This window comes from Bacteroides sp. MSK.20.82 (genome assembly GCF_019052485.1).
Classification (GTDB): Bacteria; Bacteroidota; Bacteroidia; order Bacteroidales; family Bacteroidaceae; genus Bacteroides; species Bacteroides thetaiotaomicron.
In genome coordinates this window covers 189,942-215,971 of record NZ_JAHQUN010000007.1, presented here as the reverse complement: position 1 = coordinate 215,971, position 26,030 = coordinate 189,942, and the positions used below count along the sequence as shown (strand labels likewise).

Sequence of the window (26,030 nt, the reverse complement as noted above, 5' to 3'; positions counted from 1 at the left end):
ATGGTGGCGCAATTTTCAACTGGAATATTGGCGCACTTTTCAATTAGTATCTACATACTTATACTTTGGCAGTAGCGACACATGAGGATAATAAGGATGCAATCATAACATGTATAACGCGAGAATCATACGGCAAAACCTTCACACAACGTGCAAGAGAATATGTTGACCGGTTTTCAAAGGAGGTTGAAACGGCCATTGCCGCCGGATTACTACTGAACCTTTCCAAAGACAAATTACTTTCATCTATCAGGCAGTCGGTAAAAACGCCATTGCTTAATGAGCATGTACAGAGAGCTATTTCAAAGGGTTATCCGATTATTTCAAGACTCGGTGTTCAGGAGTCTTTTGGAGTAGGACGTACTGTAAGCTCTTGGACTGCACTGTCAGATTTGACGGAGTATGCTGTGGCAGAGGGTTGGATGAAGCATTGGGAATTGCAGGCTAAAGCCTGTGGAGCCGTAGGGTTCTTTGTCATGCGTGGCAGCTCCTATCCTTGTAACATTTGTGACGATGAAGTCGGATTTCATGTGGAATGGGACAAATTACCACCGTATCACGGTCATTGTAAATGCTTTGCCGTTCCCGTATCAGCAATATAATTATTTAACATACTAAATATCAGAATATTATGTTTGGATTATCATTAATCAGCACAAAGAAACTCAATCATCTTGCATCAGAATGCAGCAAACTGGCTATTGCCAATGTTGAGCTTTCAAAACAAAATGCGACACAATCTAAAACTATTATGGAACTTACTGGAGAAGTCCGGGTGCTAAATTCTAAAATCCTTCTGAATGAAAGTATCAATGATGATCTGCAAAAGAAGCTTAACCGGAAATATCCTCGAAAGCCTTATAATAAAAAATTGTATCGAAAGTAGTGTCATATTCAATTCATTCATTACATTTGCAATGTAGAAGCTGACTTGTTATAACACAAGCTTATCAACCAAATTGTTGAAAAAGTAAAGCCTCTGTCTATTTTATGTAGGCAGAGGCGGCTTTTCCTAATGTATAGTTACATTGGATTCAGAGCGCGGAGTACGGGATTGCTTTCGCGCTCCGCGTTGGTACAGATCATTTTGCATTACCCTCTTTATTTTCATTTTTCTTGATTTTCAGTTGATATAGCAAGTCAGCTTGTTGCTGTTCCTTATATTCACGCATGATACGATCCCATTCATTGTTTTTTCCATAGCCGGATTCTTCCGAGCCGGTTTCTTTTGATAAAATACCGGCACCGACTAATTGTACCAAGTTCGATACCAATTCGGCTGCATTTTGGTGGACGTATGGAACTGCCCACGAAAAAATTTTCAAATTGAGGAATTTGGTAAGTTGGCCTTTTTCTGTTCCATATCCGTGCAGGAACAGCCGTTTCATTTTGTCTATTGATTCGTCAAATTCCTTGCAGTCAATCATGGCTTTTTCCAAAGATGGTGAATAGATCAGCTTGATAGCAACACCCGGTAAATCTCCTGACTTTACTTCGGGAGGCATGACAACAAAACTCCCCATAAAAATCATTTTAAGTAATGTATTAATTTGAAGTTCAAATGATTGTGATGCTTCGGGACGATTCATAAAGCCTGCATCATCATCCTTCCCCATAGTGATAGCTTTTACCGCACCATACATATCTCCCTGAATCTCAACATCTTCACCTTTAAGTAACATGATTGGAAATGCGTATGCCATATTGTTTTGACACAAATGGGAAATAGCCAGTTCGTACTTGTCGATATTATCTTGTGAAAAGCTCCAGCAGGCACCGTGTTTGTCCCGATAATATACAACCGGACATTCGGTAAATCCATGATCGTGTTCTTCCACTAATGTATATCCTTCAATACCGAAATACTGTTTCACTTTGTTTATTGCTCCGGCTATTCCCCTTTTATCCTGCCGGTAACGGTACATTTTTTTATTATCCCACACTTCCACCCAAGAAATGAGTTCCTTTCCCTCTTCGTCATAGTCGCTGTATCGCCGGGCAAACAGTGTCATTTGACCGGTTATGGAATCGTAGTGAGGATAAAGAGTGTCACCATCAAAATAGGAGAGATTCTTGGTGAACACCTTGCCTTCATTCATATAGAATACGATTGCTGCATCTCCCGTTATTTTTACACTTTTGGCATATTCGTAAAATGCAATCTCCATATTTTTATCCAGCCATCCTTTTTGAAATTCGAGAAATATTTCCCGTGAACTTTCATCAACTTTGGTATCGGTCAGCTCATGATGAATGTCATTGCCACATAGATGTACAAGTTGTTGGATAGTGATTATCATCTGAAAGGGAAAAGAAGCACGGAATACTTTCTCCCGGAAGAACCGTTTCTTCTCTTCGTCATATTTCAGTCTGTCCGGGTAAAACAATTCCGAATTGATCTTGTGCCCTGAAGGATAAAACTCACGGATAAAATCAGCCTGCGAAATGAGCTGCCATGTCAGCCTATCACTGTTGTTTGTGAACGATGCGTTTCTTAAATCGCTCGTAATCCTGCCTTGCAAGTAACCTTCGGGAGTAACCCTTGCAAAAGGCTTTTTTGTAAGAATCTCTGCTATCATATTAATCCTAAACCTTTTATGTGTTTGCGTTTATGTTTAATTTCAAAAATCATTCGCATAAGCAATGCTTCTATGAAGTCGGGAGAATGACCTACTAATTTTTTCATTATAATCTTCTTGATAATAGTCCAGCCTTTCTCTTCACTGTCTTCATCCTTTCGTATCGCTTTCCTTTCCTTGTCGAGAATCTGTCTAAGGGGAACTTTCTCAAACCCTTTGCCGGAGAACTTGCGTTCAAGAAGAGTCGGTTCAATGGAAATCTCCCGGTTGATAATTTTTTGTGCGAACAGATATGCCGCTTGTGATTTTAAATTCGCATAGATGTATTTGAATTTCTCTTCCACGGCTTCTTTGTTGTTGAATGGGATTGCATTCGGGAAAAAGCCTTTGAATATTTGTCCGAGTCCGTTAAGGTCATAGGTGAAGCATTCTTCTCTTACATGCCATTCTTCCAGCATCGCTTTTACGGTATCGACTGTTTTCTTGCTGTCAAGTTTGCAAACAAATATGTCTCTTATATGCCATCCTTCCCACAGCCACATGACAAGACTGTCGCCACCCTCAAATGCCGCATCACATGATACCCGGCGTATTCCATCACCTATCTGCATGGAATTGCGGTATAAGGCTTCCATGTGAGTCAGCTTTATTATATCATCTCCGGCAGCTTTGTATTTCCAGTTACCGTCAAGATCGCGTGCGCGTTGTTCGTCTGACTGGTTGACAAGGTTAGCCAAATAGGTCGGATCAGAAGACATCAGTTTTACATTATCGGAAAGTTTTGCTTCAATAAAAGTAACCGACTTGATAAACAGTTCTTGTGGTGTGCCATATTGCTCATACTCCGGCTTCCAGTAGGCGTGTATAATATCCTTGCATTGCTCATATACTTCCTCACGGGTATCTCCCCAATATATACCTGAAACATTGTCCCCGTCCATAAAACAATACCGGACTCTGCCATCACGTTCCGGGATTGGAAGACCATCTTCTCCGATCCACCAGTCAATGAATTTTGCAACCCAGCTGTCAGGATCAGGGTTACATGTTCCGATAAAGCGGTTACGGATATGAAAGGCGTTACGGTTACAAGTGATAAGGTATTTGAATTTGAGATATTCCATGTGGGTTATTTCATCCACACCTATATATGCGAACTGTTTACCTTGAAAACGCTTTTTGAAATCGTCAAGTGTGTCAGCATGATAGCTGAATTTTAAAAATCCACCTTTATAGAAATTCCAGCGCATGTCGTTTTTGGACTTGTTGTATTCCCCAAAATCATCATATAAGGTGGATGATGTTTCTACCATATCAGAGAGATCGTCTATCTCATGCCGGAGAAGCACAGAACGGAAGTTTTTATTTTTTATATCTTTCAATGTTTCCATAAGAAGAGTAAAAGTTTTACTTCCTCCACGGCATCCCCCACAGATGGTAATATCAGCCGGGGTGGAGAGCATGTTTTCCTGCCCTCCACCTTGTGCGATTATCTTATTCGGATTAGGAATTTTCCTATCCGCGTCCCTTAACATTTGGATATATTCATAATCAAGCACCAAACTGGCATTAACCGTTTTTATTCCACTATATTTCTCCATAAAAAGAAAACCGATCCTCACATTACACATGTGGAGACCGGCCTATAAGCTCTGATTCTAATATTGCAGTACAAAAATACGCATAAAGAGTATTATTTTCTACATTTTAATAGAAAATAATATCAAAAATGTTTTGAGAAAAGAAATCCAGTACATATATTTGCAACGAAAACATGGAGTATGATAAAAATTAGTGCGGATAAAGATGCAGATCAAAGGGAAATATACAACAAGATAGTTTTATGTCCGATATGCGGTCAGAAACTAACTGATATAAGCTATGTCAATGGTGTTGTTATATTGAGAGTGAAGTGTCGTAGATGCAAGAACTACATAAATGTGGATATTGTGGGTACAAAGTAGTTTTCAGGATAATATCGCGGAGTGGAGCAGCTGGTAGCTCGTTGGGATCATAGCCCAAAGGTCATTCGTTCGAGTCGAATCTCCGCAACAATAGTTGGAGTTGCCGCATTGTTTCTCCCTTCGATGTGGCGTATGGGGATAAAGGGAGAATATGGAAAGATGGCAGACGTGGTGTATGCGCCGGACTGAAAATCCGGTTAAGGTGATTCGATTTCATCTCTTTCCACAAAACCTATACGGTGTGGTTCAATTCCCACAGGTACGCTGAAATGGGGTATCGCAGGTTAGGTGAGTATAGGTATATTGTCCGGTTAGCTCAATTGGTAGAGCAATACACTGTTAATGTAAAGGTCGGTAGTTCGATTCTATCACCGGGCGCAATGAAGCGGAGATAGTTCAGTTGGAAGAACGTCAGATTCCAAACCTGATTGTCGGGGGTTCGAGTCCTTCTCTTCGCGCATATTGAGATATGGTGTAATGGCAACACAGCAGATTTTGGTTCTGCTATTCAAGGTTCAAATCCTTGTATCTCAACAAATGGCGTATTCGACTAACGGTTAGGTCGTCACCTTTTCACGGTGGAAACCAGAGTTCGATTCTCTGATACGCTACACAGAATGAATAACGTCCGAAATACAAGGGAAATGCGGTGGTTTCACCGAGACATCTTGTAGGTCGCATATTGGAAGTATGGGTGAGTGAACGATACCACCTCTTTGCTAAAGAGGCAAGCTGAAAGGCTTCGGAGGTTTGAATCCTTCTGCTTCCGCAAAACGGGTAGTTACCGAAGTGGCAAACGGGATAGACTGTAAATCTATTGGCTTTCGTCTTCATTGGTTCGAGTCCAATACTGCCCACTATTAAATGGAAAATAAGACCAAAGAGTCAGATTGATGCAAAAAGCATTGTCTGACTCTTTTTTTATTCAACATAAACACAAAATAAACACGATGGAACAAGAAAAAATCTTATCCACATTAAGTGAGAAACTTGGAGAAACCAGTTTTTCACCGCAGACATTACAGACGTATGTAGAACTTAATCCCATAGCCGAAGGTTCGGAGCCTGACGAGGCTTATTGGAACAAGGCTGTGAATTTTCTGAAAGGGATGCAAGGACAGTACAACCATGATGTCGCAACCAGAGTTGAGGACTTTAAGAAAAACTATAAGCCCCAACCGACTCCCCCGACACCTCCAACTCCACCGGTACCACCGAAAAACGATGATGAACTGGAGAAGAAACTGAAAGAACTGGAAGCACGTTTAGACGCGGAAGACAGCAAAAAGGTTCAAGCTGATTTGTTGAAGAAGGTTACGGCTGCAATGAAGGCCAAACAAGCGAATGATGATTATGTGTTGAGCAAGACCTTACAAGGGGTAACTTTCGATACCAAGAAAACTGTGGATGAACTGGTTACTGAATTTCTGCCGAAATATGATGCAGAATATAAGGCGTGCAGGGGTTATGGCACCGCCCCAAGAACTTCTGACGGTTCAGGTGGAACACAACACAATGCAGCCAGCAGATACTTTGAACGTAAAGGCAAGAAGGAAGGCTGGAAGAAGAATTGAAATTATTAACTCTAAAACAATAAATGTATGGGAACAATGGGTAACACGTTTGATGTGAACACCGTGAAATACGGACATGCCCGTAAAGTGTGGCGTGAAATCCGTCACCGTTATCCGGGCGGTGGTATGGTGAGTAACATTTCCGATTGGGTTGCGGTTGGCAAGATTCCTGCCGGTACAGCAGTGAAGTTTGATCTTTCAGGCAAGACTTTTAAAGCCTATACGGACGAACAGATTAAGGCGGCTGAATCAGATATTACCACTCTTGGTATTAATGGCTATTTGCAAGAAGATGTTCTTGTAGCCAGTGAAAACACGAAGGCCAGTGGGACAGTAGTCTATGCCGGAGAGATTTATCAGTACATGTTTGACGAAAAAGTGGTTGCTATCCTGCAAAAGATTACTACACTTCCTCAAATTGTATGGGTGCAGTAGAAGAATTTGAAAATAACATTTAAAACACGACAATTGTATGAATACACTTCCTATTGATTTGTACAAGGTTATCGAATATGGGCTTGGTGGGGACACTTGGCAAGAATTTATTGACCGTTACAAGGAGAAGTATGACCTACTTCAAATTGATGGTTTTGAATTTGAAGCAACCAAGTTGGATTATACTTTCTCCCAGCTTATTACGAGCCTCGGCGTGAAAACGCTGCCAGCTTACGTTGATCCGGAAAGTCCGGGTTATGAAGCTGCATTGGGAGAACTCGAAGGAAGGACGGGTAATATCCCGACTCAAAAGAAGTTCTACCGTTTGAACCGTGTGACTGTGAGACAACAATTACAGCTGTTGCAACGGGTAGGCATGTCCGCATTGACGGAAGAGATGCAGAATGTGTTCTTGGGCTTGCTTGATGAAAGTGCTGACGGTCTTATCGGATCGTACTACAATGCGCTTACTCACCAGCGAATGAGAATTGTTTCCACGGGTAAGTTCACTATTGATACTGATAACAACCCACGTGGTTTGAAGGGTATCACTATTGACTTTAATATCCCTGAAAACCATTACCAGGTATTGGCCGGCACAAGCCGTTGGTGGACTAAGGATGAACATATTCCGGCAAATCAAGGCTCTGCCTCTGATCCGATTATGGATATAAAGAACAGAGTGAAAGAGATTCGCCGCAAATATCATTATTTGGGCAAGATCAGGATGGAGCTGGCGCAGGACTTGTGGGATGATTTAATGACTCATACTGCGGTTCTTAAACGTATCGGTCATTCTCTCTATCCGACTGTGACGGATGATAGTACGGTTATTGCCAATGCACAGAATGAAGATGAAGACCGCCTGAAAGCCATTTTCAAGAAACTGGTTAAAGTGGATGAAATCGTACCACGTGACAGCTATGCTTTTGTTGACAAGCCCGGTAAGGATGCAGACGGACAGCCTGATCTTATCACTGAACAAGTGGAAAACTTCAAGGCTACCAATATCGCCTTTATACCGGTAGGTCAGATTGGTACAATTCAAGGTGTGGAACCTTTGACTTTGGGATATGAGGCAAACAAGGTTGCTTCTTATGACGGTGGACGTTTGAAACTGACACAGAGAGCCAATCCTGAAACACATTCAATCTATATTGAAAGTGAAGCCGCCCAAATGTGTGTGCCGAGAATGCCGCAGTATATGTTCATTTCTACTGTGACTGTGTAACTCTTAACTTCATGCAAGAATGAGTGAGGAACTTTCTCATACGGAAGATATGACCATTGAAGACTTTTTGAGTGGCGCAACCGCTTATGAAATAGCGGATAACGCCCTCAAAAGGGTTCTTGTCAAGCGGAAAATCGCTTTTGGAACAATGGTAAGTGAACTGACCGAAAGGCAACTTGATCTTGCCACTGCCGATATTTATATGTGGTGTGCAAGCACTCCAAGCAGTAAGAATGATACCGAAGACAGTGACGGGGGATGGAAGCATAAGGAAGGTGGTTGGCAGACCAGCGCATACGACAAGCGGCAACTCCGTGAAATGGCGAAAGAACTGTATGAGAAATGGGATGAAGAAGTTGTAAAGGGCACTAAAATCAGAATAGTCAATTTTTGAGTATGAAAGTAAATAATCCACGGCATCCGCACAAATGTACTGTTTACCGAATTATAGGTGAGGATTCTTTCAGTGATGGTGAGAAGGTGATCTTGTATGAAGGTATATGCCGAAAGGAAGGTAGTACAAATTTGCGGACATTCAAAACCGATAATGTGATAAAGAGCGATTATCTGTTGAGCCTTCCCGGAATTGTTGAAGGAATATTGGCCGGTGATCTGATAGATGTCACGGACAGACAAGGCACTTTCACTCAATGTATGGTTACTGATAGCTATGCCGGAAATTTGGGAACAACTGTGTATTTCAATCTTGCAAAAAATTAACGCATGGATAACCGGAGCAATGAAGTATTGTTTGATGAAGGAATAAGGAAGGCAAAGGAGCTTGTTTCAGGATATATCTTTGATGTCTTGACTAAATGCTGTGAAGAACTTATCCAAGATGCACTTGATAACAAGTCAGGCTTTCGGAATCTTACGGGTAATACAATAACCAGTTATGCGTGCGGATTATTCATGGACGGTAGATTTTCCTATTTCGTTTGTAGTGGAGATTCAATGAAACAACCGGTGAGAGTAAAGCTGACTAAAGGTGAAACATTTGTAGGTGTCAGTTATGATAATCAGAACAGACGTTTTACTGGAACAATAGAAACTGATAAAGGTTATGGCGAAGCATTCTCCTTTGATTTCTTGAAAAGATATAAGTCGGAATCACGTAAAGGATTTGAGATAGTAATGTGCACGGGTACTGAATATTCAACCTATTTGGAGAATGTGTTGAATGCAGATGTTCTGACCGGAACATTTCAAAGGGCACAAAATACATTATTCAAGAACTTTAAACCAATGAAATGATGGGACGGACAGTTTATAGACGTATGGATATATTAAAACAAATCGCTGATGCAGTAACCGGCATTGGTGAAAAGGTTTTCATAACAGATCGTCCGGCTGCTGAACAAAAGGCGATGAAGGACTTTGTTGTTATCCGGTTGCCACAAACTATCCAAGATAAAGGAAGTACCTACCAAGACACTTACTGTCAGATAAACGTTTTTGCGCATGATCGCTCAAACGGTATTGAGAATACAGTCCGTTTGGATGAAATGCAAATGGAAGTGGTTTCAAAATTTCCAATAGTGACGGAATTGTTTTCAGCTGTAAGTCCACGATTGCTTCCCGGAGGAAATGACGGACTCGGTTTTCATTCCTTAATAATACAAGCGAAGCTAATAATAAACAAATGACACAAACTTAAAAAGATACGATTATGGCAGAGATTTCTATTACTACCAAACTGGAAGAGTTAAAGGTGCTCTTTAATCAGATGAAGGAGGTTTATTATGTGTCCAAAGTCAATAGTGACCTCGCAACTTTAGCGGCTTTTGATATGGAGCTGCCGGTACTCTCTGACGGAGTTACATTTGATACCGGAGCTGCCGATGTTTCCAAGATCAAGTTGACAACCGGAGCAACTTGGACTTCTATTGCTAATGCTGGAGATTCCGATATTCAGTTTCAAGTACCTTCCGTGGCAGGAAAGATCAATGACTTGTTACTGAACAAGAAAGCGGAAACGGTGACTATGACTGCTACCATTGATGGTGAGACTTATGAAGGTGAAGGTTACAATATCGAACCGAAGAAAGTAATCGGAGGACTCTTCATGCGTAGTGAAGACCGTCAAACAGCCTTGTTCTTACCGAATGTTGAGGGGTATAGCAACTTCGTCAGCGAGCAGGATAAGCCGGGGTACTTTAATGTATCTGTTTCTCCGTTGAATGATGCTAAGGGTGCCTCTATTTACATTTTACGTAAAAAAGTGTCCGAATAAAAAACTTAGGATATAACACTTTGCAAAATTCATATCAGCGAAAAGGTGGTGAGCTACTTGATACCGGCCACCACCTTTTTTCGTATAAAACACGATAAAATATGACAAAGAAGAATGACATAACACTTCCTACACCGGAGGATGAAAGGCTATTGAATGATGTGTTGGAAGACAGTGTGGACTATGTGGAAGTCCGAGGAAAGAAATATGGTATTTCATGGCTGAAAAGAGGGACTATACGCAAATTCACCAGTACCATGCAGAAATCGGGAAATGATGATAAGATCAGTTGCCAATGTGCAGCCGCTATCATTTTGAACGGATATTGGAAGATCAAGTTCTTCTATCCTTTCTTGTGGCGATGGTTCTTTTATATCAAACAATATGGAGATCATGAGCTGATGAAGGTTATAGCCGTCGGCAAAAAAAAAATTCCAGTGGAAGACTACTTGACTGCTACCATATATCTGACCGCGATGAAGGACACGATGATGACAATGACAAAAGAGGAAGCAGAGCATATCCTTCACGAACCAGCTACGGACAAACGTGGGAAATAGGCAAGTCCTATCCGTGGCTGACAGAGCCTTTGAGAGTATTTGGGATTCCAATAAGCAAGCCCTTGTTTGGTATTTATTGGGTACTTACAAATGCACAAATTGAACTATTGGCAATGGATGTGTCTATTGTGGTTACAGATTGTGACAAGGACAACAAGGAAAAGAAGCACGATACGAAGAACTTCAAATCCCCTTCCGTAAGCGAAATAGAGGATGCTGCCAAACGCTGGAAAGATAAGTATGGCAATGGAGAAACAGCAATTAACATTAATGATTATAAGTAACACAAACACAATAATATATGGCTGATCTCGGTAATTTATATTTTGATATACTGTTCCGTGATAAGACAGCGGAACAACGTAAAAAATTGAAAGCGGAAATCACCAAAGACTTGCAGGCAAAACTTGATGTGGGTTTTGACAAGAAGAAGTTGGTTGGCGATATGAAGACTTTGCTTCAAAGTGAGAAGTTTAAGATCAATGTGGTAGTGGATAAGGCCAGTACCACACAAGCTGTCCGTGCCGCCTTGCAAGCCGCCGGGTTGAATACAAACTTTACAGCAAGTGATTTACGCGCCGCCAAAGCCGCAGCCATTCAAACCAAAGCGGAGGCTTCTGCCGCAGCTGCACGTGAGCTTGCGCGACAAAGAGCCGCCCGTGCCGCCAAAGCGGAACTGGATTTGGCTAATGCCCGTGAGAGATCAGCCAATGCAGCAAGGCGGCACATGACAGCCACTCTCAATATGAATGGAGCAATGAACAGCCAGTTGAGTATTGTCGGACAATTAAGAAATGAATTTTTGGGGCTATACTCCATTTATGCGGCACAAAATTTCTTACGTGCAGTGGTTGATATTGGTGGTGAGTTGGAGAATCAGAAAATTGCAATGGCCTCTATCTTGCAAGATGAAGGCAAAGCTACAACCATATTCAATCAGATTAAGAAACTGGCTGTTGCTTCTCCGTTCGGGGTTATGGACTTGAATCAGTATGCCAAACAACTTTCCGCGTATTCTATACCATACAATGAATTGTATGATACCATGAAAAGGCTGGCTGATATATCAGCCGGTGTAGGTGTTGATATGGGACGTATCATATTGGCCTACGGTCAGATAAAGGCTGCTAAATTCTTGAAAGGAACGGAATTACGACAATTGACGGAAGCGAACATTCCTATGGTGGATAAACTGGCCGAGCGATTCAGCAAGTTGGAAGGCCGCATTGTCAGTGCCGGTGAAGTGCTTGATATGATCTCGAAAAAGAAGGTTACGTTTGAGGATGTAAAAGATGTTCTTTGGGAACTTACGGATGATGGTGGCATGTTTAATAATATGCAGGAAGTTCTTTCAGAATCAGTTAAGTCCAAATGGAAGAACTTGGCTGATGCGATTGACATTATGCTTGGTGATATTGCGGAGTCAATGGGTAGTACATTGAAATGGACTGCCGAAAGCCTTACCACCCTTGCTCAAAATTGGAAAGAAATTGTACCTTTTATAACAGCGGCCACAGCTGCGTTTGGAACATATCGGGTTGCGGTTTATGCAGGATCACGTGCCATGGGAGTGGCAAATGCTACATTAATAAAAGGAACACTCGCAGCTAAACAGAAAACAGCAGCGGATTTAGTGATGGCTTCCAATTACCGCACTTTAACTGCCGCTGAAAAAGGATTGATTGCTTCAAGAAATGCTATGACTACCGCAGAATGGAGGGCATTGGCTGTTAGTGGCGCATTGAACAAAGAACAAGCGTTGAGGTTGATAACACTTGGGAAAATTAAATCAGGTCAGGCAGGACATATTACCCAATTACTTAATATATCAAAAGCTGAACTTCAAGTGGCTATGTCAGCTGGAAAAGCTCGTGTGGCAATGACAATGCTTAGTTATGGAGCCAAACAAGTTTGGACTGCTTTTAAGGGTTTGTTCAATCCATACATGTATTTGTTCGCTGGACTTTTTGCCATTACTGAATTATGGTATAAGTCCGGGCAAAAGGCTGACGAAATGAACGAGCGTATTTCCGAGCTGACAACAAGAGCACAAGACGGTTTCAAGAATTTAACGAAAGAAGCTCAAAAATTTGCTGATGTTGATCCTTTTAAGGCGAATGATGCCTCACTGATTTCTTCTATTGAAGAAATGAAAACAGCATTAAAGGATTATTCTCCAGTTTGGGCAGACACTTTTAATGAAACGTTTAAGACTGATGATGAAGGAAATACGGTTAAAAGCCTTGCAGAACAATATATATTGCTTCGGAATGCTTTGAATGATACAAAAGAGGCTTATAGATTGTTGAATGCCATAAAAGGTACGTCTGAACATGCCAATGAAGCGACTGACGGTTATTTTGATGACAGTTTTCTTGAAAATATCAATGACTACATTGATGCGGAGGAACGGGTAAACAAGATTATTGGCCGCATGTCAGGCAGCTATATCGAGTATTCCACCGCCATGCAGAAAGTTATAGCCAAACATGGTGATTTTGCCAAAGCCGCTTCGGGTAAACCGCTGAAAGAACAGCTATCCATTCTCAAAGAATACCCCAAAGCATTGGCCAGCCTGAATAATGAGTTGCCTTTCACTGGAGGATATAGAGATGATATTTTTCAATTGCGGAAAGCGTGGAAAAACTCTAAGCGTATTTATATGGAAGATGTATTGCCGGATATGAAAGACTTCCTATCTGGGTACAAGTCGAGGCTGAAAGCTGCCGGCTGGGATTTGGAGAATTTGAGTGATGCGCAGAAAATAGCTATCGGTTTGGATATAAGTTCTTTCTTTGATACGTTCGAGAAGATGCCGAAATATATGCGAGACTTCTTTAACGAGAAGACTCTTGAAGAAGAGTTCAATATCAAGATTAATGCTGAATATACAGAAGCCAGTCAAAGTTTTTCTGATTTGCAGAAAAAGTTCAATGAAGCCACAGATGGGCAATTTGAAGCCCAAATAAAGGTTTCCACAGATTCAGAGAAAATCATTGAAGGAATACAAAAAGGATACAAGGAAGCTAAAGAGACAACAAATCAATTGAAGCCGGTATTGATTAAAGCCGGAATAGATTTGTCAGGTATTGGAGCTATTGACTTGTCAAAACTTCCCGACTGGCAGAAGCAAATTGTATCAGATTATAAAAAGGCTTTCGACACAATGCAAGCCGGTGAGAAAGGAGCTAAAGAAATCGGTTTTTCTCTCACTGATCCAAATAAGGATAAGAGCAAAAAGGATGCCTTTGCCGAAAGATTGAAAGAACGGGTAAACTTACTAAAGGAGGCATATTCTGAATATAAGAAGTGGACTGACATTGTTGGAAAGGGAGAAGCTGCCAGCAAGGTTAAAGAATCGGGTATTTTTGATTCCTTATTTAAAGGTAAAGAACCGGTGAATATTGTAAATTATCGGGATGAATTGAATAAGATTCTTAACCAGCTTGACGATAAGACCAAAGAGCGTAGGGAATTGAAAGTTTCTATACGGAAAGTGCTTTTGGATATTGATGCCAACGCTATGAAAGAAGCTTCGGATAAGGCCACAAAGGAACTTGAAAGGTACGTGTCTGATGTTTCAAAGAAATGGGATATATACAAGCAGCTTATCAATGCCGGTGCAAGTAAGAAGGATGCTTCAACTTATGCTTTTGGTTTTTTGACTGATTATGAGAATGAAGCGCAATATTTAATAGATACAGTACAAAAGAAACTCAAAGAAAAGGCTGTTGATCTTCCATTCACTTTGAGTGACGATGAAGCAGAAAGTATATTAGGAGGTAAAGACAGCCCATTATATAAGCAATTTTTTAAGGTGTGGAAGGATGCTAAAGAGGCATTTGAGAAAGATAAGGTAAGTATTGCACTTGATGATACAAAGGTTATTGCCAATGCAAGATCAACGATAGAAAAGATACGAATATTAAGTGAACAGTACGCATCAAAGACTGGATTAAGTGTCGGAAAAAATGGGGAGTTGGTTGGTGATACGTCAGGTCTAAACAATGTTCAGAAGGCTTATCTTGATGAATATAATAAGAAGCTGATTGAATTAAAATCGACCTTATTACAATTGTTACCTGAATGGGAGAAAATATTTGGAGATAAAGAGCAACGTTCATTCTCTGATTTGAAAGAGGCTGAACGTATCGCAAGGGAAATCAAGAATAATGCAAAGGTTTCCTATGATAGCGATGGAAAGCCCAATGGATTTACTTCTTTTTTTACGAAAGATGATGGTAGTATTGAAAATGTTAAGGGTGCTTATTCTTTGTTGGATAAATTGATAAAAGCCATCCCCCAGTTGCAAGATGCACAGTTGGCTGTAAATCCATTCAAAACCTTAGCGAAGAATGTAAAAGAACTTTTTACTTCTGAAAAAGACAGCGACAAACTGGAAAAGAAAATCGGACGGTTGGGAGAAAGTGCCGCTGAAAGTGCTGATCTTGTCGGCAATTTTGCAGGACAGATGTCTTCCATGTTCGATGCTTTGGGCAATGAGGGTATGGCCGACACGATGGGTAATGTGCAGGATGCCATGTCTTCTATAAGCAATATCGGGCAGGGATTCGCCAAAGGTGGAATCGTTGGTGGTATTGCTGCCGCTGCTGGTGAAGCTGTAAATTGGATTGGGAAGATAGCACAAGCGCATGATAAGAAACTCGATAAGGCTATTGAAAAGAGTAAACTTCGTGCTCAACAGTTGCAATATATATACGAACAAATTGACGGTATTCTTGAACGTTTTTTGGGCAGTGGCACGGAACTAAAACTTGTAGATGCAGAAAATGACCGTACCCGGTTGAATCAATTAAATAATCAGATTGGTGCAATACGCAATAAGGGAAAGATCAACATCTTCGATTTGATGTCTTTGCAGAAATATAAGCAGGAAGCGGAAAAACTTCAAAAACGTGTTTCGGCATACGATGAAGGTGGTGCATACGGGTATCAACGTGCCTTGATGCAAGAACAACTTTCAGAATTGGAGAAACAACGGCAAGCCGAAATTGACAAGAAGAAGACGGATGATAGCAAGGTGGCTGATTATGAGAATCAGATTGCGGAGATGAAACAGCAAATAAAGGATTTTGCCGAAGAAACGGCTGAATCTCTTTATGGCATTAATTTGAAAGACTGGGCTTCACAGCTGGGAGATGCCTTGTATGAGGCATGGCAGAAAGGCGAGGATGGTGCCGAAGCTTTCAAAAATAAGGTTGCCGACATTATGGGTGATGTTATGAACTCCATTCTCAAAATAAGTATTTTGGAACCGGCCATGCAACAGCTTCAAAAGATGCTTTTTGGTGAGGATGGAATGAGTGGTTATTTCGGCAAGGATTTCTCTCTTGACGAAAAGGAGTTGGAAAGTATTGCGGACTATCTAATGGGGGTAAGTGAGAAAACCGATGATTACTATTCCATGCTTGACAAACTGAATAACTATATGGAAAAGAAATATGGTATCAGTATGAAGGAAGAGGAAGAAGACAGTGGAAGTGGTTTATCTAAAGGCATACAGAATGTTACTGAAAATACCGCTAACCTTTTGGCTTCTTATATAAATGCAATCCGGGCTGACGTGAGTGTTAAACGGGAGTATGTGCGCAGATTGGTTGAAGAATTGTTCCCGGCCTATAATGTAATAGCACAAGCACAATTACAACAACTGACAATGATACAGATAAATACAGCAAAGAATGTGGAATTTGTGGAAGAAATCAGGGATATACTACATAGGAATATAAACGGTGTAAACAAGTTTAATATATGATTATGAACAGATTGAATAGTGAATTGAGAGGTCATGCCGTATCGTATGGCCTCTGCACACAATGGCAAGGTGACTGGCAAAACAATAAAAGCCAGCAAGAATTGATCGGAATGTATATACGGGGCATTGATTTTTGTATTGAACACGATTATCCGACGGTGGAATATATAAAAGGTAATTTTGACCGGAGCCTGCTTCATCAAAACCTTATTTTTGTTGATGAACCAGTGACCGGAGGCAACAATGGTGTATATGTACTGAACGGTAAATGTTCAGGCAAGCTTTCTTTCGGTAAATTTACAGCCGCTACTCTCCATTTGCGCCATGATAGTGAATTGACTCTTGAAGTGGAAGATTGCGCCAAAGTTTTTGTGAGTGTATATGATCGGGCTAAACTACATGTAAGGCAAAGCGATGTGGCTAAAGTTTATGTATATGTTCATGGTGGAAACTGTAAAATAGAATCCGAAGGCAATGTTATGGTAAGATATAAAAAGAATGGGGACTAACACGTTTTCTGCAATATATTTATTTACAGTCTTTTATATTTCTAAATTATTTGAACGGTATCATAAATTGTAACCAATATCTCGTCACAATACGGTAGATACGTGCATTATTTATATTATGTCTAAATTTTAGAGTAAATATAACTGTTTTTATTTACCGATTCTTACCGTTTGTTACTGATGTTTACCGAATTTATTTTATTGATTTTTAGGTTGTTGTATGGTGAAAATATCGTTTCTATATTTGTGTCGGAAACAATGCTGTTAGGTTCATTTCGTGGTTGTCATGAACTGGAATAAAATATTATAGGGCATTCTCTTTGAGGCAGGCAACCACATTAGGCTTCATCGGGATTTGCCCTTTCTCTTTATTATTATGTCAAGCGTGACTATTATATTAAGGAGGGTTCAGTAGGTACGAGTAATGGCGTATTGGGGTTCGATTCCCTGCCTACTACAAGATCGGACAAAATAATTCCCCAAAAGCGGAGATGTCCGAGCCGCTGATGGGGAAAACATTAACTTTATAGTGCAAAGATATGGAAAATTTTAATCAGTTAATACCTATTGATGAGGGAAAAGGTAAAAAAAGAACAATGACCTCCTTACAGATTGCAGAAATTACGGGCAAAACTCATTCAAATGTAATGCGAGATATTCGCAATATCCTTGAACAACTGGAAGATAGACGACAATTCAGTTTTGAATTATCATCAAGACCTCAACCTATGCCAAACGGTGGAAGCAAAGAAGTGTCTTGTTACATTCTCACCAAAAAGGATTGTCTTCTTCTCGCAAGTGGTTATGATGCAAACTTACGAGCCAAAATTATTAATCGTTGGGAAGAACTTGAAGAAAACAAGCGTGAACTTTCCCGTAAAAGGGAGAAATCTTTGTTAAGTAAAATCTAAATTTATAATATGAAAACAAATCAAGAAATGGTGCGATACATTGATAGTTTTTCTGTGGTTCAGCGCACGAGTGATGGTTATTTTGACGGAACTGAATTGCTTCGGCAGTGGAATAATGTAGAAGGGAATCCGAGAAGGCAAATGAGTAAATTCTTAGAATCTGATAATACATCAGAGTTTTTGAAAGCTCTTGCAGAGGATGAAAGCCATAGAGCAAAAATGCTCATTGGTGAAAATCAACTACTTATAAAAGTTAAGGGTAGAAATACGAAAGAAGGCAAAACACCCGATAAAGTTTGGATGAATCCGCTTCTGTTTATCAAATTTGCTATGTGGATAAATCCGGCTTTTGAAGTCAAAGTATTACGGTTTGTGTACGATGAAATGATTCGCTATCGAAACGATGCCGGGGATGCTTACAAAGAACTTGGCTCTGCCGTTCAGAAGATAGTTCCTAAAGAGTTTATGCCGAAAGCAATGCAAAAGGTTGGGGAAGCATTGAATTGGGTTGTGTTTAACTCACATGAGAAAATGCTTCGCAACAAGCAGGGTGATGAAAGCAAACAACGCGAACTGTGGCAGCTTGAAAAGAAGGTGGCTGATTTAATCAACGAGGGATTCATTACCAACTTCGATAATTTAATATCATACCTTAGAAAACAATATTCAAAAAGGAACTATCCTGCCGTGTTCCAATTACAGCAAGAAAATACAAATTTTATCCACTATAAATAATAAATCAATATGGAATTAGTAGAATTTATGAGCAACAAAGAATGCGTTGTAGAAACATTCAAAGTAAATGGTCTTATTGCAAAAGACAATACGGTAACAGAGAAAGGTTTAATGGCTATACAGTTCTATTTAGATATGATAGAGCAAAAGAAGCCAGAATTAGAAAATTGTCAAACGGCTTATATGTCATGTAGTGAGGTGGAGGAATGGGAAAAGAAAAACGCTGCGGCTTCGGTAAGTTTTGACAGCGGAGGGGTAGTCGAGTTTCTCCCGATAGAAATGTTCTCAAAAGATGCTAAAATAGAAAAGGGAGGTGGCATAAAAGGTATGCTTATTTCAATGTGCGATTGCGCATGTGAAGATGAAATATCCGAAATAGTATCTTCAAATGATGAAATTCGTAAATTGAGAGATGCGCTTAACAAATATCTCGAAAGCTGAATACTTTTGGCTAAGAGTGGCAAAATGCACAAAATAAAATTGGGCTGATTTTGGAGCCAGCCTAATTATAATTTATACGCGAAAACATTAGCCAGATTATGTTAGCTCAATATTTAATGGTAGTCAGCGTTAAAAGACGTACTAATATCTTTATATTTAGAATATAATTTGATTTTATAAATATTATATGTTCCACGACCATTAAGTATAGACTTATCTACGCTTTTATTTGCGGATTTAAATATAAAATAATAATTACCATAAGGGATTGTAGTTTTATATTTTCCCGTATTGTCAATCGTACAACTATATTTTACTTTATTTGATTTGAGAATATCAACCAAACATATAGCTAATTCACCTTCTCTCCTAATTTGTTCTTCAGCGGAAATGTAAAAGTCATATTCTTTTAATTTGGCTATTGCTTGTTCTTGCCCAACAAGTTCTTTCCATTTGATGTATTGTAACAAAGATTCATACCCCATTTGTATAGAGTCATTTTTTAATTCAATATCTTGTTTGAAATATTTACATGGTATAATATATAATTTTGCACCAATATCGGCTTTCGTACCTGAACCATTGTCGTAAGTTACAAGCCCATTTACAGATGAATAACTAATCTGTTTGTTCTGCGAATAGGAAGTAAAACACATAATAGTATAAAGCAAAAAGAATAATATATTTTTTTTCATTTCTTATGTAATTTATTTAAGGTGGGTTCTATCAATTCCATTTTTTATTTCTTGCATAAGGCAGCAGAACCCTTTAACTGTCTTGAGCAAGATAATCTTGCGTAAAGTTAAGCAATTTAATCTACCCCCCCCCAAAAAAAATGAGGGATTTTTGCATTTTTGAGGATACACCCCGTCTCTTTTTATTGGGCAATCGCCAATTCACGTTTATTGCACACAATCTGGATGTAGCGGAAGATGTTGTAGGTCAAATTTGTCATCGCCACATTCGCCTTCGCCCGTACAATCCCTATTGTCCTGACAATAAGGCCGTGCATACTTTGCTCTTCAAAACCGAATACGTGCTCGACAAGGCAACGGGTCTTGGACTTGCGCCTGTTCTCAGCCTTCTGTTTTTCTGTCAGAGGATGATTCCGACGGCCTTTCTCGCAGATTATCGGATTCATGCCATGCTCCTTCACGGTTGACTCCTGCCCGGCATATCCTGCGTCAAGATACAAATCCTTATCCTTGTCTGACTCATCAAGCAGCTGCTCAAAACCTTTGGAATCATGCACATTGGCAGGCGTTGTTGCATACGAGAGGATTACCTTGTTGCCTTTGTCTACCTTGACATGCTGCTTGTAGCCGTAAAACGTGTCACCGCGCTTCTTCGTCCAACGGGCATCCACATCCTTATGGAATTTCTTGTGAGGATTGTCATTCCACAGTTCGTCGCCCTTGCCCTCCTTTATCTTCGCATTCTCCTCACGAGTGTTGCGCTGGCGTGGGGCAACGACAAAACTGGCATCTATGATCCGCCCCTCGTTGAACTGAAGGCCCTTGGCCTCCATGAACGTACGGAAGTCTTCAAACAACTTGTCATACGCACCGACGGACGTGAGGGCTTCGCGATACTTCCAGATTGTCTTCTCGTCCGGTACATCATCCACGTTCTCTATCCCCAGAAAAGCGCGGAAACTGGTGCGGTCCACTATCTGATATTCTATCTGATGGTCACTCAGGCCATAGTAACGCTGGAGAAACAGTATCTTGAACATCAACACACAATCTATGGGAGGACGCCCGGCATTGCCCTTACGCTCGCCTGTGAACAGAGAGGCTTCCAATGTCGGACGGAATATCTCAAAGTCCACCAATGACGACAGTCTCTCTAGTGGGTTGCCTATCACGTTAAGGCGAGACGATTGATTCTCGGATTCAAACACACTTTTATAGCGTAACTTGCGATAGCGGCTTAACTTGTTCATGATCAATGATTATTTTGTCTGTTTCTGCAAATATAAGCATTTTATCCGCTTATGCAACTTATAATCAGGGATTTAATTTATAGAAGTCCCCTTAATAAATATTTTATGTCATTCTTGAATCTTTTTATATTAAAACGATTTTCGGGAAAATCGACATAGAAGAAAAATAGCCATGTTGAAAATGGTAGTATGACTACATAAAATATAATCCAATGCCACCCAGTAACACTAAAGCAGATCAGAAGAATCACTACTATCCAAACTAAAACTCCTAACATATAATAACCTCTTTTATAATTAAATACAAAAGTATTAATAAATAAAATTATGACAAATGATATTTTTTATGTTTTTCAACATACACGTGGAAGCAAGTTAGGGGTTGAGTATAATAATCTACTAAAAAATGCTTTTATGGCATTATTTTCTATGATTATATAGAAAATACAATTATATTTGCGTTGAAATAAGATTAAAGTATAAGGCCATAGAGCTTGTTGTGGAGACTAAATATCTCTGCGGCAAGCTCTTTTTTAATATATGTATATGAACGAACCGTATTCTATTTTGATGCAGAAAACTACCGAGAATGCTCCAGTCAAAGACAGCTTGGCGCATTTTGGAATTGTGTGCACAGAATTTCCGTTCAAGCCGGGTGGGGAAACGAAAGATTTACCCAAACGGGATTGGCCGGATGAAGACGGTGAAGATACTTACATACCCGATAAGCTGCTATTAAAGGCATACGACTTGGAAGCCGAGATGTGCTATAAGGGAGATTTGGGTACTGCATACGATAAAATTATGGCCTTTCAAAACTATCTCACGGGAGAAAATGGTGACGGTGCCACCTTGAAAATATATAACTCGCACACGGGTATCGGGCGGCAAGGACTTTACTTACTGGAGGTTGGAGATTTTGAATTTAATAAGTCCAATATGGATGAAGTCTTGACCTTCCCGGTAAAATTCAGAGTAACTGATCCTCGAACTCAAATAATCCCCTCGTATAGTGTTGCGGAACCGACAAAGATAGTTGCATTGGTTGAAAAAGTATAGCTGTATGGCATGGAAGGTTTATGATAAAACTGGCAATACGGTACGTTGTACACTGAAAGGTTTGGAGTATAATGGTACATGGATGGGTGCATGTTTTGTGACAAGCACTCTGAAAAGTGCCGTACCCATTCTTTTTGAGATAGGTGACTATGTTATGTACCGTGGTGAGAAGTTTGAGATAAACTATGATCCTACGGCATTAAAAAAGGCGGCAAGAAAAACTTCGGGAGAAGCGTTTGTCTATGATAACGTAAAGTTCAACTGGCCGGGAGATGAATTGACGCGATGTGATTTTCTTGATTATGTGAAAAGTGATAATCAGATACACTTCACTTCTTTGCCTAAGTTCAGTTTCTTCGCTTCGTCTATACAAGATTTGGCAGACCGTGTTCAAGTAAATCTTGACCGTATATATACTGGAGCACAAAAATGGACGGTTGCCGTACACCCTGAATATGTGAGCACTACCAATGTAAACATTGATGTGAACAATATAAAGGTATGGGGTGCATTGGAGTTGTTCAATTCAAAATTTGGTGCGAACTTTGTTATTCGTGGCCGAACAATAACAATCGGTACTGCCGGTATTGCTGTGGGCAATATTTTCAAGTATGGACGTGGAAACGGTTTGTACGAAATTCAACGTACAGCCGATGCGGATCAACAGATTATTACGCGATTGCGTGCATACGGTAGTACAAGAAATATGCCTAACCGGTATTATAATAAGCTCTCAAACAGTTCTCTTACCAATTATTTGCCGAATAACATGGCCGTGGAAAATCTGATGTTACCTGATTTTCCTAAGACAACGCTTGATCCATATATTGACAGCAAGAATATTGCTGTGCTTGGCATTCGGGAAGGGAGTGTTTATTTTGACGGTACCGGTGATTTGGAAGAAATATGTCCTTCAATGGAAGGTATGACCGCCGAACAGTTGAAAGATGCAGGTATTTATGTATCATTGGATGCCGGGGATAATGGCAATCTTGACGAAGTGGCTGATGCCGAACAACTGACAGATGATGGTACAATGGATAGCCTGAAGGAAGGTGAAGATGTCCCACCTTTTACAATAACGCTAAAAGATGTTGGTTTCAATATAAACGATTACCTGACTTCTGAAACAGCCACCATTAGCATGAAAAACGGCATGTGTGGTGGCCGGGATTTTGAAATAACCAAATGTGAGAAGAAGGGCAATAAATATGTGCTGACTTGTAACCGTGTATATGATGAAAGTCTGAAATTATATTTCCCATACAAGGATTACAATATAAAGTCCGGTGACAAGTTTGTCCTGCTTTATATTGATATGCCGGACGTTTATATTCAGGCCGCTTCACAACGGTTGCTTGCTACCGCGAAAAAATATCTTGCAAAGAATGACTATGTGCGCTATTCGTATGAACCGAAGGTGGATGATATTTTCATGGCACGCCAACATGATGAGGCTGTTGCAAGGGGGGAAGCAAGCATACATGATACTTTGAAAGAAGGGGACTTGATGCTATTCACTGATAGCGATCTTGGTATTGAAGGCAGCATCATTATTGATACCCTTATTATCAAAGAGGGAGAAGATATGATACCGAAGTACACTATGACACTTCGGGAGGAAAAGGCTGTTGGATCGCTTGAAAAAATCCAAAATCAGATAGACTCTATTGCAGGTGGTGGGCAGGGAACCGGCGGCTTGAATACCCAACAGATACAGTCTATCATCCGTTCACTGGGCAATCAGCTTTTTCTTTCGCGCACCCACAATGATACGGCAGCTGGGCTTATCGGCTTCTTAGCCGGTGCTATCTTTGGTGCAAGCGGTTTTGCAGAGGGTTTGACCGGCTTTGGGGCGAAAATAGACAGCATGGGACGTGGGTATATGGAAAGCCTCACGTTACGCAGGTTTTTAGAGGTGCCGGAATTGCGTTTTAACCGTGCTGAAATTGTGCTTGGTGACAAATGGCGTTCTCCCGGTGCTGGAATTATAGAGAGTGTTGAGCCTGATTATGATGCTGATGGTAACTTGCTACGTTCCGGGACAATAAGTTTGAAATTACAAGACGGTGAAATAGGTGCTGTGGCTGTGGATGATATTTGCATGGGGTATTTCCATGACTATGAAACGCCGGGGAATAATGCGGTATCTGATATAGATGATAGCCGTGGCAACCGTATGTTTGCCGGTTTCTGTACAATCTATTTTCGTATTACAGAAATATTGGATGCCGGAACAAACAAAAGGTTTCGCTATGTGCTTCGTGGTGTTTCTGATCGTTGGCAATATTCTTTCCATCCGTGTGAGGCTTTGCATTTTGTCGCTTATGGCAACTTTACAAACAAGGAACGCCAGACTTCCGCTTATGAGACGAGGACATACCGCCGTTTCTTGGTAGGGGTAAATGACTGGGAGTTTACAAAGAGTATGGTTGCAATGCAGGATGGGGATTTGAGCAATCTCAACATCTTCGGGTTGGATATGACCGGTTATTCTGCTTATCTGAATAACATTTATATGACCGGCACAATCGAACAGTTACAGATAGATGCACCGGTACGCATTGAGATTGATACGCAAGGTGACAATTTTCTTGCTTATGGTGAATCAATGGAAATTACTTGCAAGGTCTTTAAAGGTTGGGAGGATATTACAGACACAGTTAGACAATGGGCTATCCGAAGGGATAGTGGAGATACCGCCGATGATGAAGCTTGGAATATCAAGCATAAGGATTTCAACGGTTCAATAACGATACATAACACAAAGGAAATTAGTGATTTAGGAAATAATTCAGTAACAGTGGTAAGTACCTTGTTTACCATAACGGCAACAAATGATACTGCATCAGTAGAAGCAATTGTGACGATATGATAGAGAGTGAAAAGAAAAGAATCAGAAAAGAGTTTCAACCGCTTACGATTGCAGTAAGCTTGAAGATAATGACACCGAACAGTCCGGCCAATCAGGTCTATAATCCGGTGGCAAATGAATATGATCCTGACCGTGGGGTTACTCCACTGGTGATTTTACCGGAAGTCATAGCGAATGCCGCTGACGGTAGCTGGGATATGCCTTATGTTAATTCTTTGTTGGCAGAAATGAACTGGTTTGCTAATGGAGAGAATATTTCTGCAATCAGTTCATGGAATGGGAAGTACAGTATAGATACGGTTGGAGATACACGCGGTGCCATTACCATAAGCAGAAATGTGGCTCCGGGTGAAAGTTTTGAGTTGTATTTTGAAGGTCTGATAGCTGATACCCGGCTTGGGGTGAATATTCCCGTTAAGACTGACTCTATCATGTTGACAACGGTAGATAAGAGTGAAGATACCTACGGTTTGTCTATTGGGGATAGTCAGATAATCCAGTACAATCCATTTCTTGACAAGCTTTTGTTGTATGATTACAAGGTAGCCAACAATTTGATTTCCGCATCTACGGCCAATAGGAATGCAGCTTTGGATGAAAATTCATACGAGCGCACCATTCCACTTATGGTAACAAAGGGAGTGAATAAAATAACTACCGGATATACAATTGAACTTTATCAGGTGAACAGCATATCAAGTCAAACAATGCTGACTACCGCAAACCATGAAATAGTGGCTTTGTCCTTAACCAGCCTGATAATGGACTTGCGTTTGGTCGAGAAGGGGGATTACTTGCTGTTGGTGAAGGTTGGTGGAAAGGAGGTTGCAAGACAGCAATTCTCCGTCAATCGTGTTTATCCAAAATTTACGTGCATACCGGCAAGTCAGGCTTCCATCAATCCTGATGAAATCCTGCATAGGAATATAGCTATGGTACAGTGGAATGGAGAAATTGTGCCGATACCGGCACCGATTATCCGCATGGTATGGTTTACGGACAGTGCAAATAAGACCGGGGTACAATGGCAGGAGGGGGAAAAAACTGTGATAATGTTGGATGGAACCGGTATTGGTGAAACTTATCTTGACGATTGGTTGGACGTGTACATTAAGGCCGAGCAAAAAAAGGCTTTCTCTGTATTGACTGATGGGACAAATGAATATACGGACAGTAACGGGAACATATATATAAATAATTGAT

General features: G+C 40.5%; 24 protein-coding genes and 8 tRNA genes. 28 read left to right on the top strand and 4 right to left on the bottom strand.

From position 1 onward, the window contains the following. Positions 1-65 precede the first annotated feature (65 nt). Both KTR07_RS09750 and KTR07_RS09745 read left to right on the top strand, forming a co-directional pair. Positions 66-602 (top strand): hypothetical protein, encoded by a 537-nt coding sequence (locus tag KTR07_RS09750; protein WP_254305271.1) that lies wholly within the window; start codon positions 66-68, stop codon positions 600-602. Positions 603-631: 29 nt separating this feature from the next. Further along, on the top strand, positions 632-886 hold the full coding sequence (locus KTR07_RS09745; RefSeq protein WP_005794429.1) for a hypothetical protein: 255 nt from the start codon (positions 632-634) through the stop codon (positions 884-886). Positions 887-1,082: 196 nt separating this feature from the next. On the opposite strand, the gene KTR07_RS09740 is transcribed toward KTR07_RS09745, so the two are convergent. Both KTR07_RS09740 and KTR07_RS09735 read right to left on the bottom strand, forming a co-directional pair. Next, a complete protein-coding gene (locus tag KTR07_RS09740; RefSeq protein ID WP_005794425.1) occupies positions 1,083-2,579 on the bottom strand; it encodes a phage portal protein in 1,497 nt (498 codons plus the stop codon). Next, positions 2,576-4,210, bottom strand: a complete 1,635-nt coding sequence (locus KTR07_RS09735) for a terminase large subunit domain-containing protein (protein ID WP_005794423.1) — start codon at positions 4,208-4,210, stop codon at positions 2,576-2,578. The genes KTR07_RS09740 and KTR07_RS09735 overlap by 4 nt, the downstream gene beginning before the upstream one ends. A 348-nt stretch (positions 4,211-4,558) precedes the next feature. Here KTR07_RS09735 and KTR07_RS09730 point away from each other — a divergent pair. The 23 genes from KTR07_RS09730 (at position 4,559) to KTR07_RS09620 (ending at position 18,948) form a co-directional block, all read left to right on the top strand. Beyond that, positions 4,559-4,631: transfer RNA gene (locus KTR07_RS09730), tRNA-Met, on the top strand. Positions 4,632-4,696: 65 nt separating this feature from the next. Further along, positions 4,697-4,769, top strand: a tRNA-Phe gene (locus KTR07_RS09725). Between the two features lie 79 nt (positions 4,770-4,848). Next, positions 4,849-4,921, top strand: a tRNA-Asn gene (locus KTR07_RS09720). 7 nt (positions 4,922-4,928) lie between these two features. Further along, positions 4,929-5,001: transfer RNA gene (locus tag KTR07_RS09715), tRNA-Trp, on the top strand. A 5-nt stretch (positions 5,002-5,006) separates the two neighbouring features. After that, positions 5,007-5,077 (top strand) — tRNA-Gln (locus KTR07_RS09710). Between the two features lie 5 nt (positions 5,078-5,082). After that, positions 5,083-5,154, top strand: a tRNA-Glu gene (locus KTR07_RS09705). A gap of 73 nt (positions 5,155-5,227) precedes the next feature. Further along, positions 5,228-5,312, top strand: a tRNA-Ser gene (locus KTR07_RS09700). Positions 5,313-5,318: 6 nt separating this feature from the next. Further along, positions 5,319-5,400, top strand: a tRNA-Tyr gene (locus tag KTR07_RS09695). Between the two features lie 93 nt (positions 5,401-5,493). After that, positions 5,494-6,117 carry a hypothetical protein gene (locus KTR07_RS09690; RefSeq protein WP_005794419.1) on the top strand — a complete coding sequence of 208 codons (624 nt, stop codon included), beginning with the start codon at positions 5,494-5,496 and terminating at the stop codon, positions 6,115-6,117. Between the two features lie 27 nt (positions 6,118-6,144). Further along, positions 6,145-6,552 (top strand): hypothetical protein, encoded by a 408-nt coding sequence (locus tag KTR07_RS09685; RefSeq protein ID WP_008673431.1) that lies wholly within the window; start codon positions 6,145-6,147, stop codon positions 6,550-6,552. Between the two features lie 37 nt (positions 6,553-6,589). Beyond that, on the top strand, positions 6,590-7,783 hold the full coding sequence (locus KTR07_RS09680) for a major capsid protein (RefSeq protein ID WP_007846586.1): 1,194 nt from the start codon (positions 6,590-6,592) through the stop codon (positions 7,781-7,783). 19 nt (positions 7,784-7,802) lie between these two features. Continuing rightward, positions 7,803-8,177: a hypothetical protein gene (locus KTR07_RS09675; RefSeq protein ID WP_007846587.1), complete on the top strand. Its 375-nt coding sequence runs from the start codon at positions 7,803-7,805 to the stop codon at positions 8,175-8,177. Positions 8,178-8,179: 2 nt separating this feature from the next. Continuing rightward, complete coding sequence (locus KTR07_RS09670; RefSeq protein WP_004326777.1) at positions 8,180-8,503, top strand: hypothetical protein; 324 nt, start codon at positions 8,180-8,182, stop codon at positions 8,501-8,503. A gap of 3 nt (positions 8,504-8,506) precedes the next feature. After that, the gene (locus KTR07_RS09665) at positions 8,507-9,037 is read left to right on the top strand and encodes a hypothetical protein (protein WP_004326776.1); all 531 of its coding nucleotides are present in this window, start codon (positions 8,507-8,509) and stop codon (positions 9,035-9,037) included. Between the two features lie 23 nt (positions 9,038-9,060). Next, a complete protein-coding gene (locus KTR07_RS09660) occupies positions 9,061-9,429 on the top strand; it encodes a hypothetical protein (RefSeq protein ID WP_224205391.1) in 369 nt (122 codons plus the stop codon). A 23-nt stretch (positions 9,430-9,452) separates the two neighbouring features. Then, complete coding sequence (locus KTR07_RS09655) at positions 9,453-10,016, top strand: hypothetical protein (protein ID WP_004326773.1); 564 nt, start codon at positions 9,453-9,455, stop codon at positions 10,014-10,016. Between the two features lie 101 nt (positions 10,017-10,117). Continuing rightward, complete coding sequence (locus tag KTR07_RS09650; RefSeq protein ID WP_004326772.1) at positions 10,118-10,576, top strand: hypothetical protein; 459 nt, start codon at positions 10,118-10,120, stop codon at positions 10,574-10,576. Positions 10,577-10,638: 62 nt separating this feature from the next. Further along, on the top strand, positions 10,639-10,860 hold the full coding sequence (locus tag KTR07_RS09645; protein ID WP_008775833.1) for a hypothetical protein: 222 nt from the start codon (positions 10,639-10,641) through the stop codon (positions 10,858-10,860). Positions 10,861-10,877: 17 nt separating this feature from the next. Further along, positions 10,878-16,352, top strand: coding sequence for a hypothetical protein (locus KTR07_RS09640; protein ID WP_007846593.1), 5,475 nt, complete (start codon positions 10,878-10,880; stop codon positions 16,350-16,352). Continuing rightward, positions 16,349-16,861, top strand: a complete 513-nt coding sequence (locus tag KTR07_RS09635; RefSeq protein ID WP_007846594.1) for a hypothetical protein — start codon at positions 16,349-16,351, stop codon at positions 16,859-16,861. Before KTR07_RS09640 ends, KTR07_RS09635 begins: the two co-directional genes overlap by 4 nt. A gap of 596 nt (positions 16,862-17,457) precedes the next feature. Further along, complete coding sequence (locus KTR07_RS09630; RefSeq protein ID WP_005794398.1) at positions 17,458-17,772, top strand: Rha family transcriptional regulator; 315 nt, start codon at positions 17,458-17,460, stop codon at positions 17,770-17,772. Between the two features lie 9 nt (positions 17,773-17,781). Further along, entirely contained in the window at positions 17,782-18,507 is a 726-nt protein-coding gene (locus tag KTR07_RS09625) for a KilA-N domain-containing protein (RefSeq protein ID WP_004326766.1), read from the top strand. Positions 18,508-18,516: 9 nt separating this feature from the next. After that, a complete protein-coding gene (locus KTR07_RS09620) occupies positions 18,517-18,948 on the top strand; it encodes a hypothetical protein (protein WP_004326765.1) in 432 nt (143 codons plus the stop codon). Between the two features lie 113 nt (positions 18,949-19,061). On the opposite strand, the gene KTR07_RS09615 is transcribed toward KTR07_RS09620, so the two are convergent. Beyond that, entirely contained in the window at positions 19,062-19,643 is a 582-nt protein-coding gene (locus tag KTR07_RS09615; protein WP_005794395.1) for a hypothetical protein, read from the bottom strand. A gap of 182 nt (positions 19,644-19,825) precedes the next feature. Continuing rightward, positions 19,826-20,893: an IS5-like element IS1168 family transposase gene (locus tag KTR07_RS09610; protein WP_065739412.1), complete on the bottom strand. Its 1,068-nt coding sequence runs from the start codon at positions 20,891-20,893 to the stop codon at positions 19,826-19,828. A 546-nt stretch (positions 20,894-21,439) separates the two neighbouring features. Between KTR07_RS09610 and KTR07_RS09605 the strand changes: the two genes are divergently transcribed. The 3 genes from KTR07_RS09605 to KTR07_RS09595 are packed head-to-tail and all read left to right on the top strand — an operon-like array spanning position 21,440 to position 26,029. Further along, entirely contained in the window at positions 21,440-21,952 is a 513-nt protein-coding gene (locus KTR07_RS09605; protein WP_007846598.1) for a hypothetical protein, read from the top strand. 4 nt (positions 21,953-21,956) lie between these two features. Continuing rightward, positions 21,957-24,827, top strand: coding sequence for a hypothetical protein (locus tag KTR07_RS09600; protein WP_007846600.1), 2,871 nt, complete (start codon positions 21,957-21,959; stop codon positions 24,825-24,827). Then, complete coding sequence (locus tag KTR07_RS09595) at positions 24,824-26,029, top strand: hypothetical protein (RefSeq protein WP_005794386.1); 1,206 nt, start codon at positions 24,824-24,826, stop codon at positions 26,027-26,029. The genes KTR07_RS09600 and KTR07_RS09595 overlap by 4 nt, the downstream gene beginning before the upstream one ends. The last annotated feature ends 1 nt before the right edge of the window (position 26,030 follow it).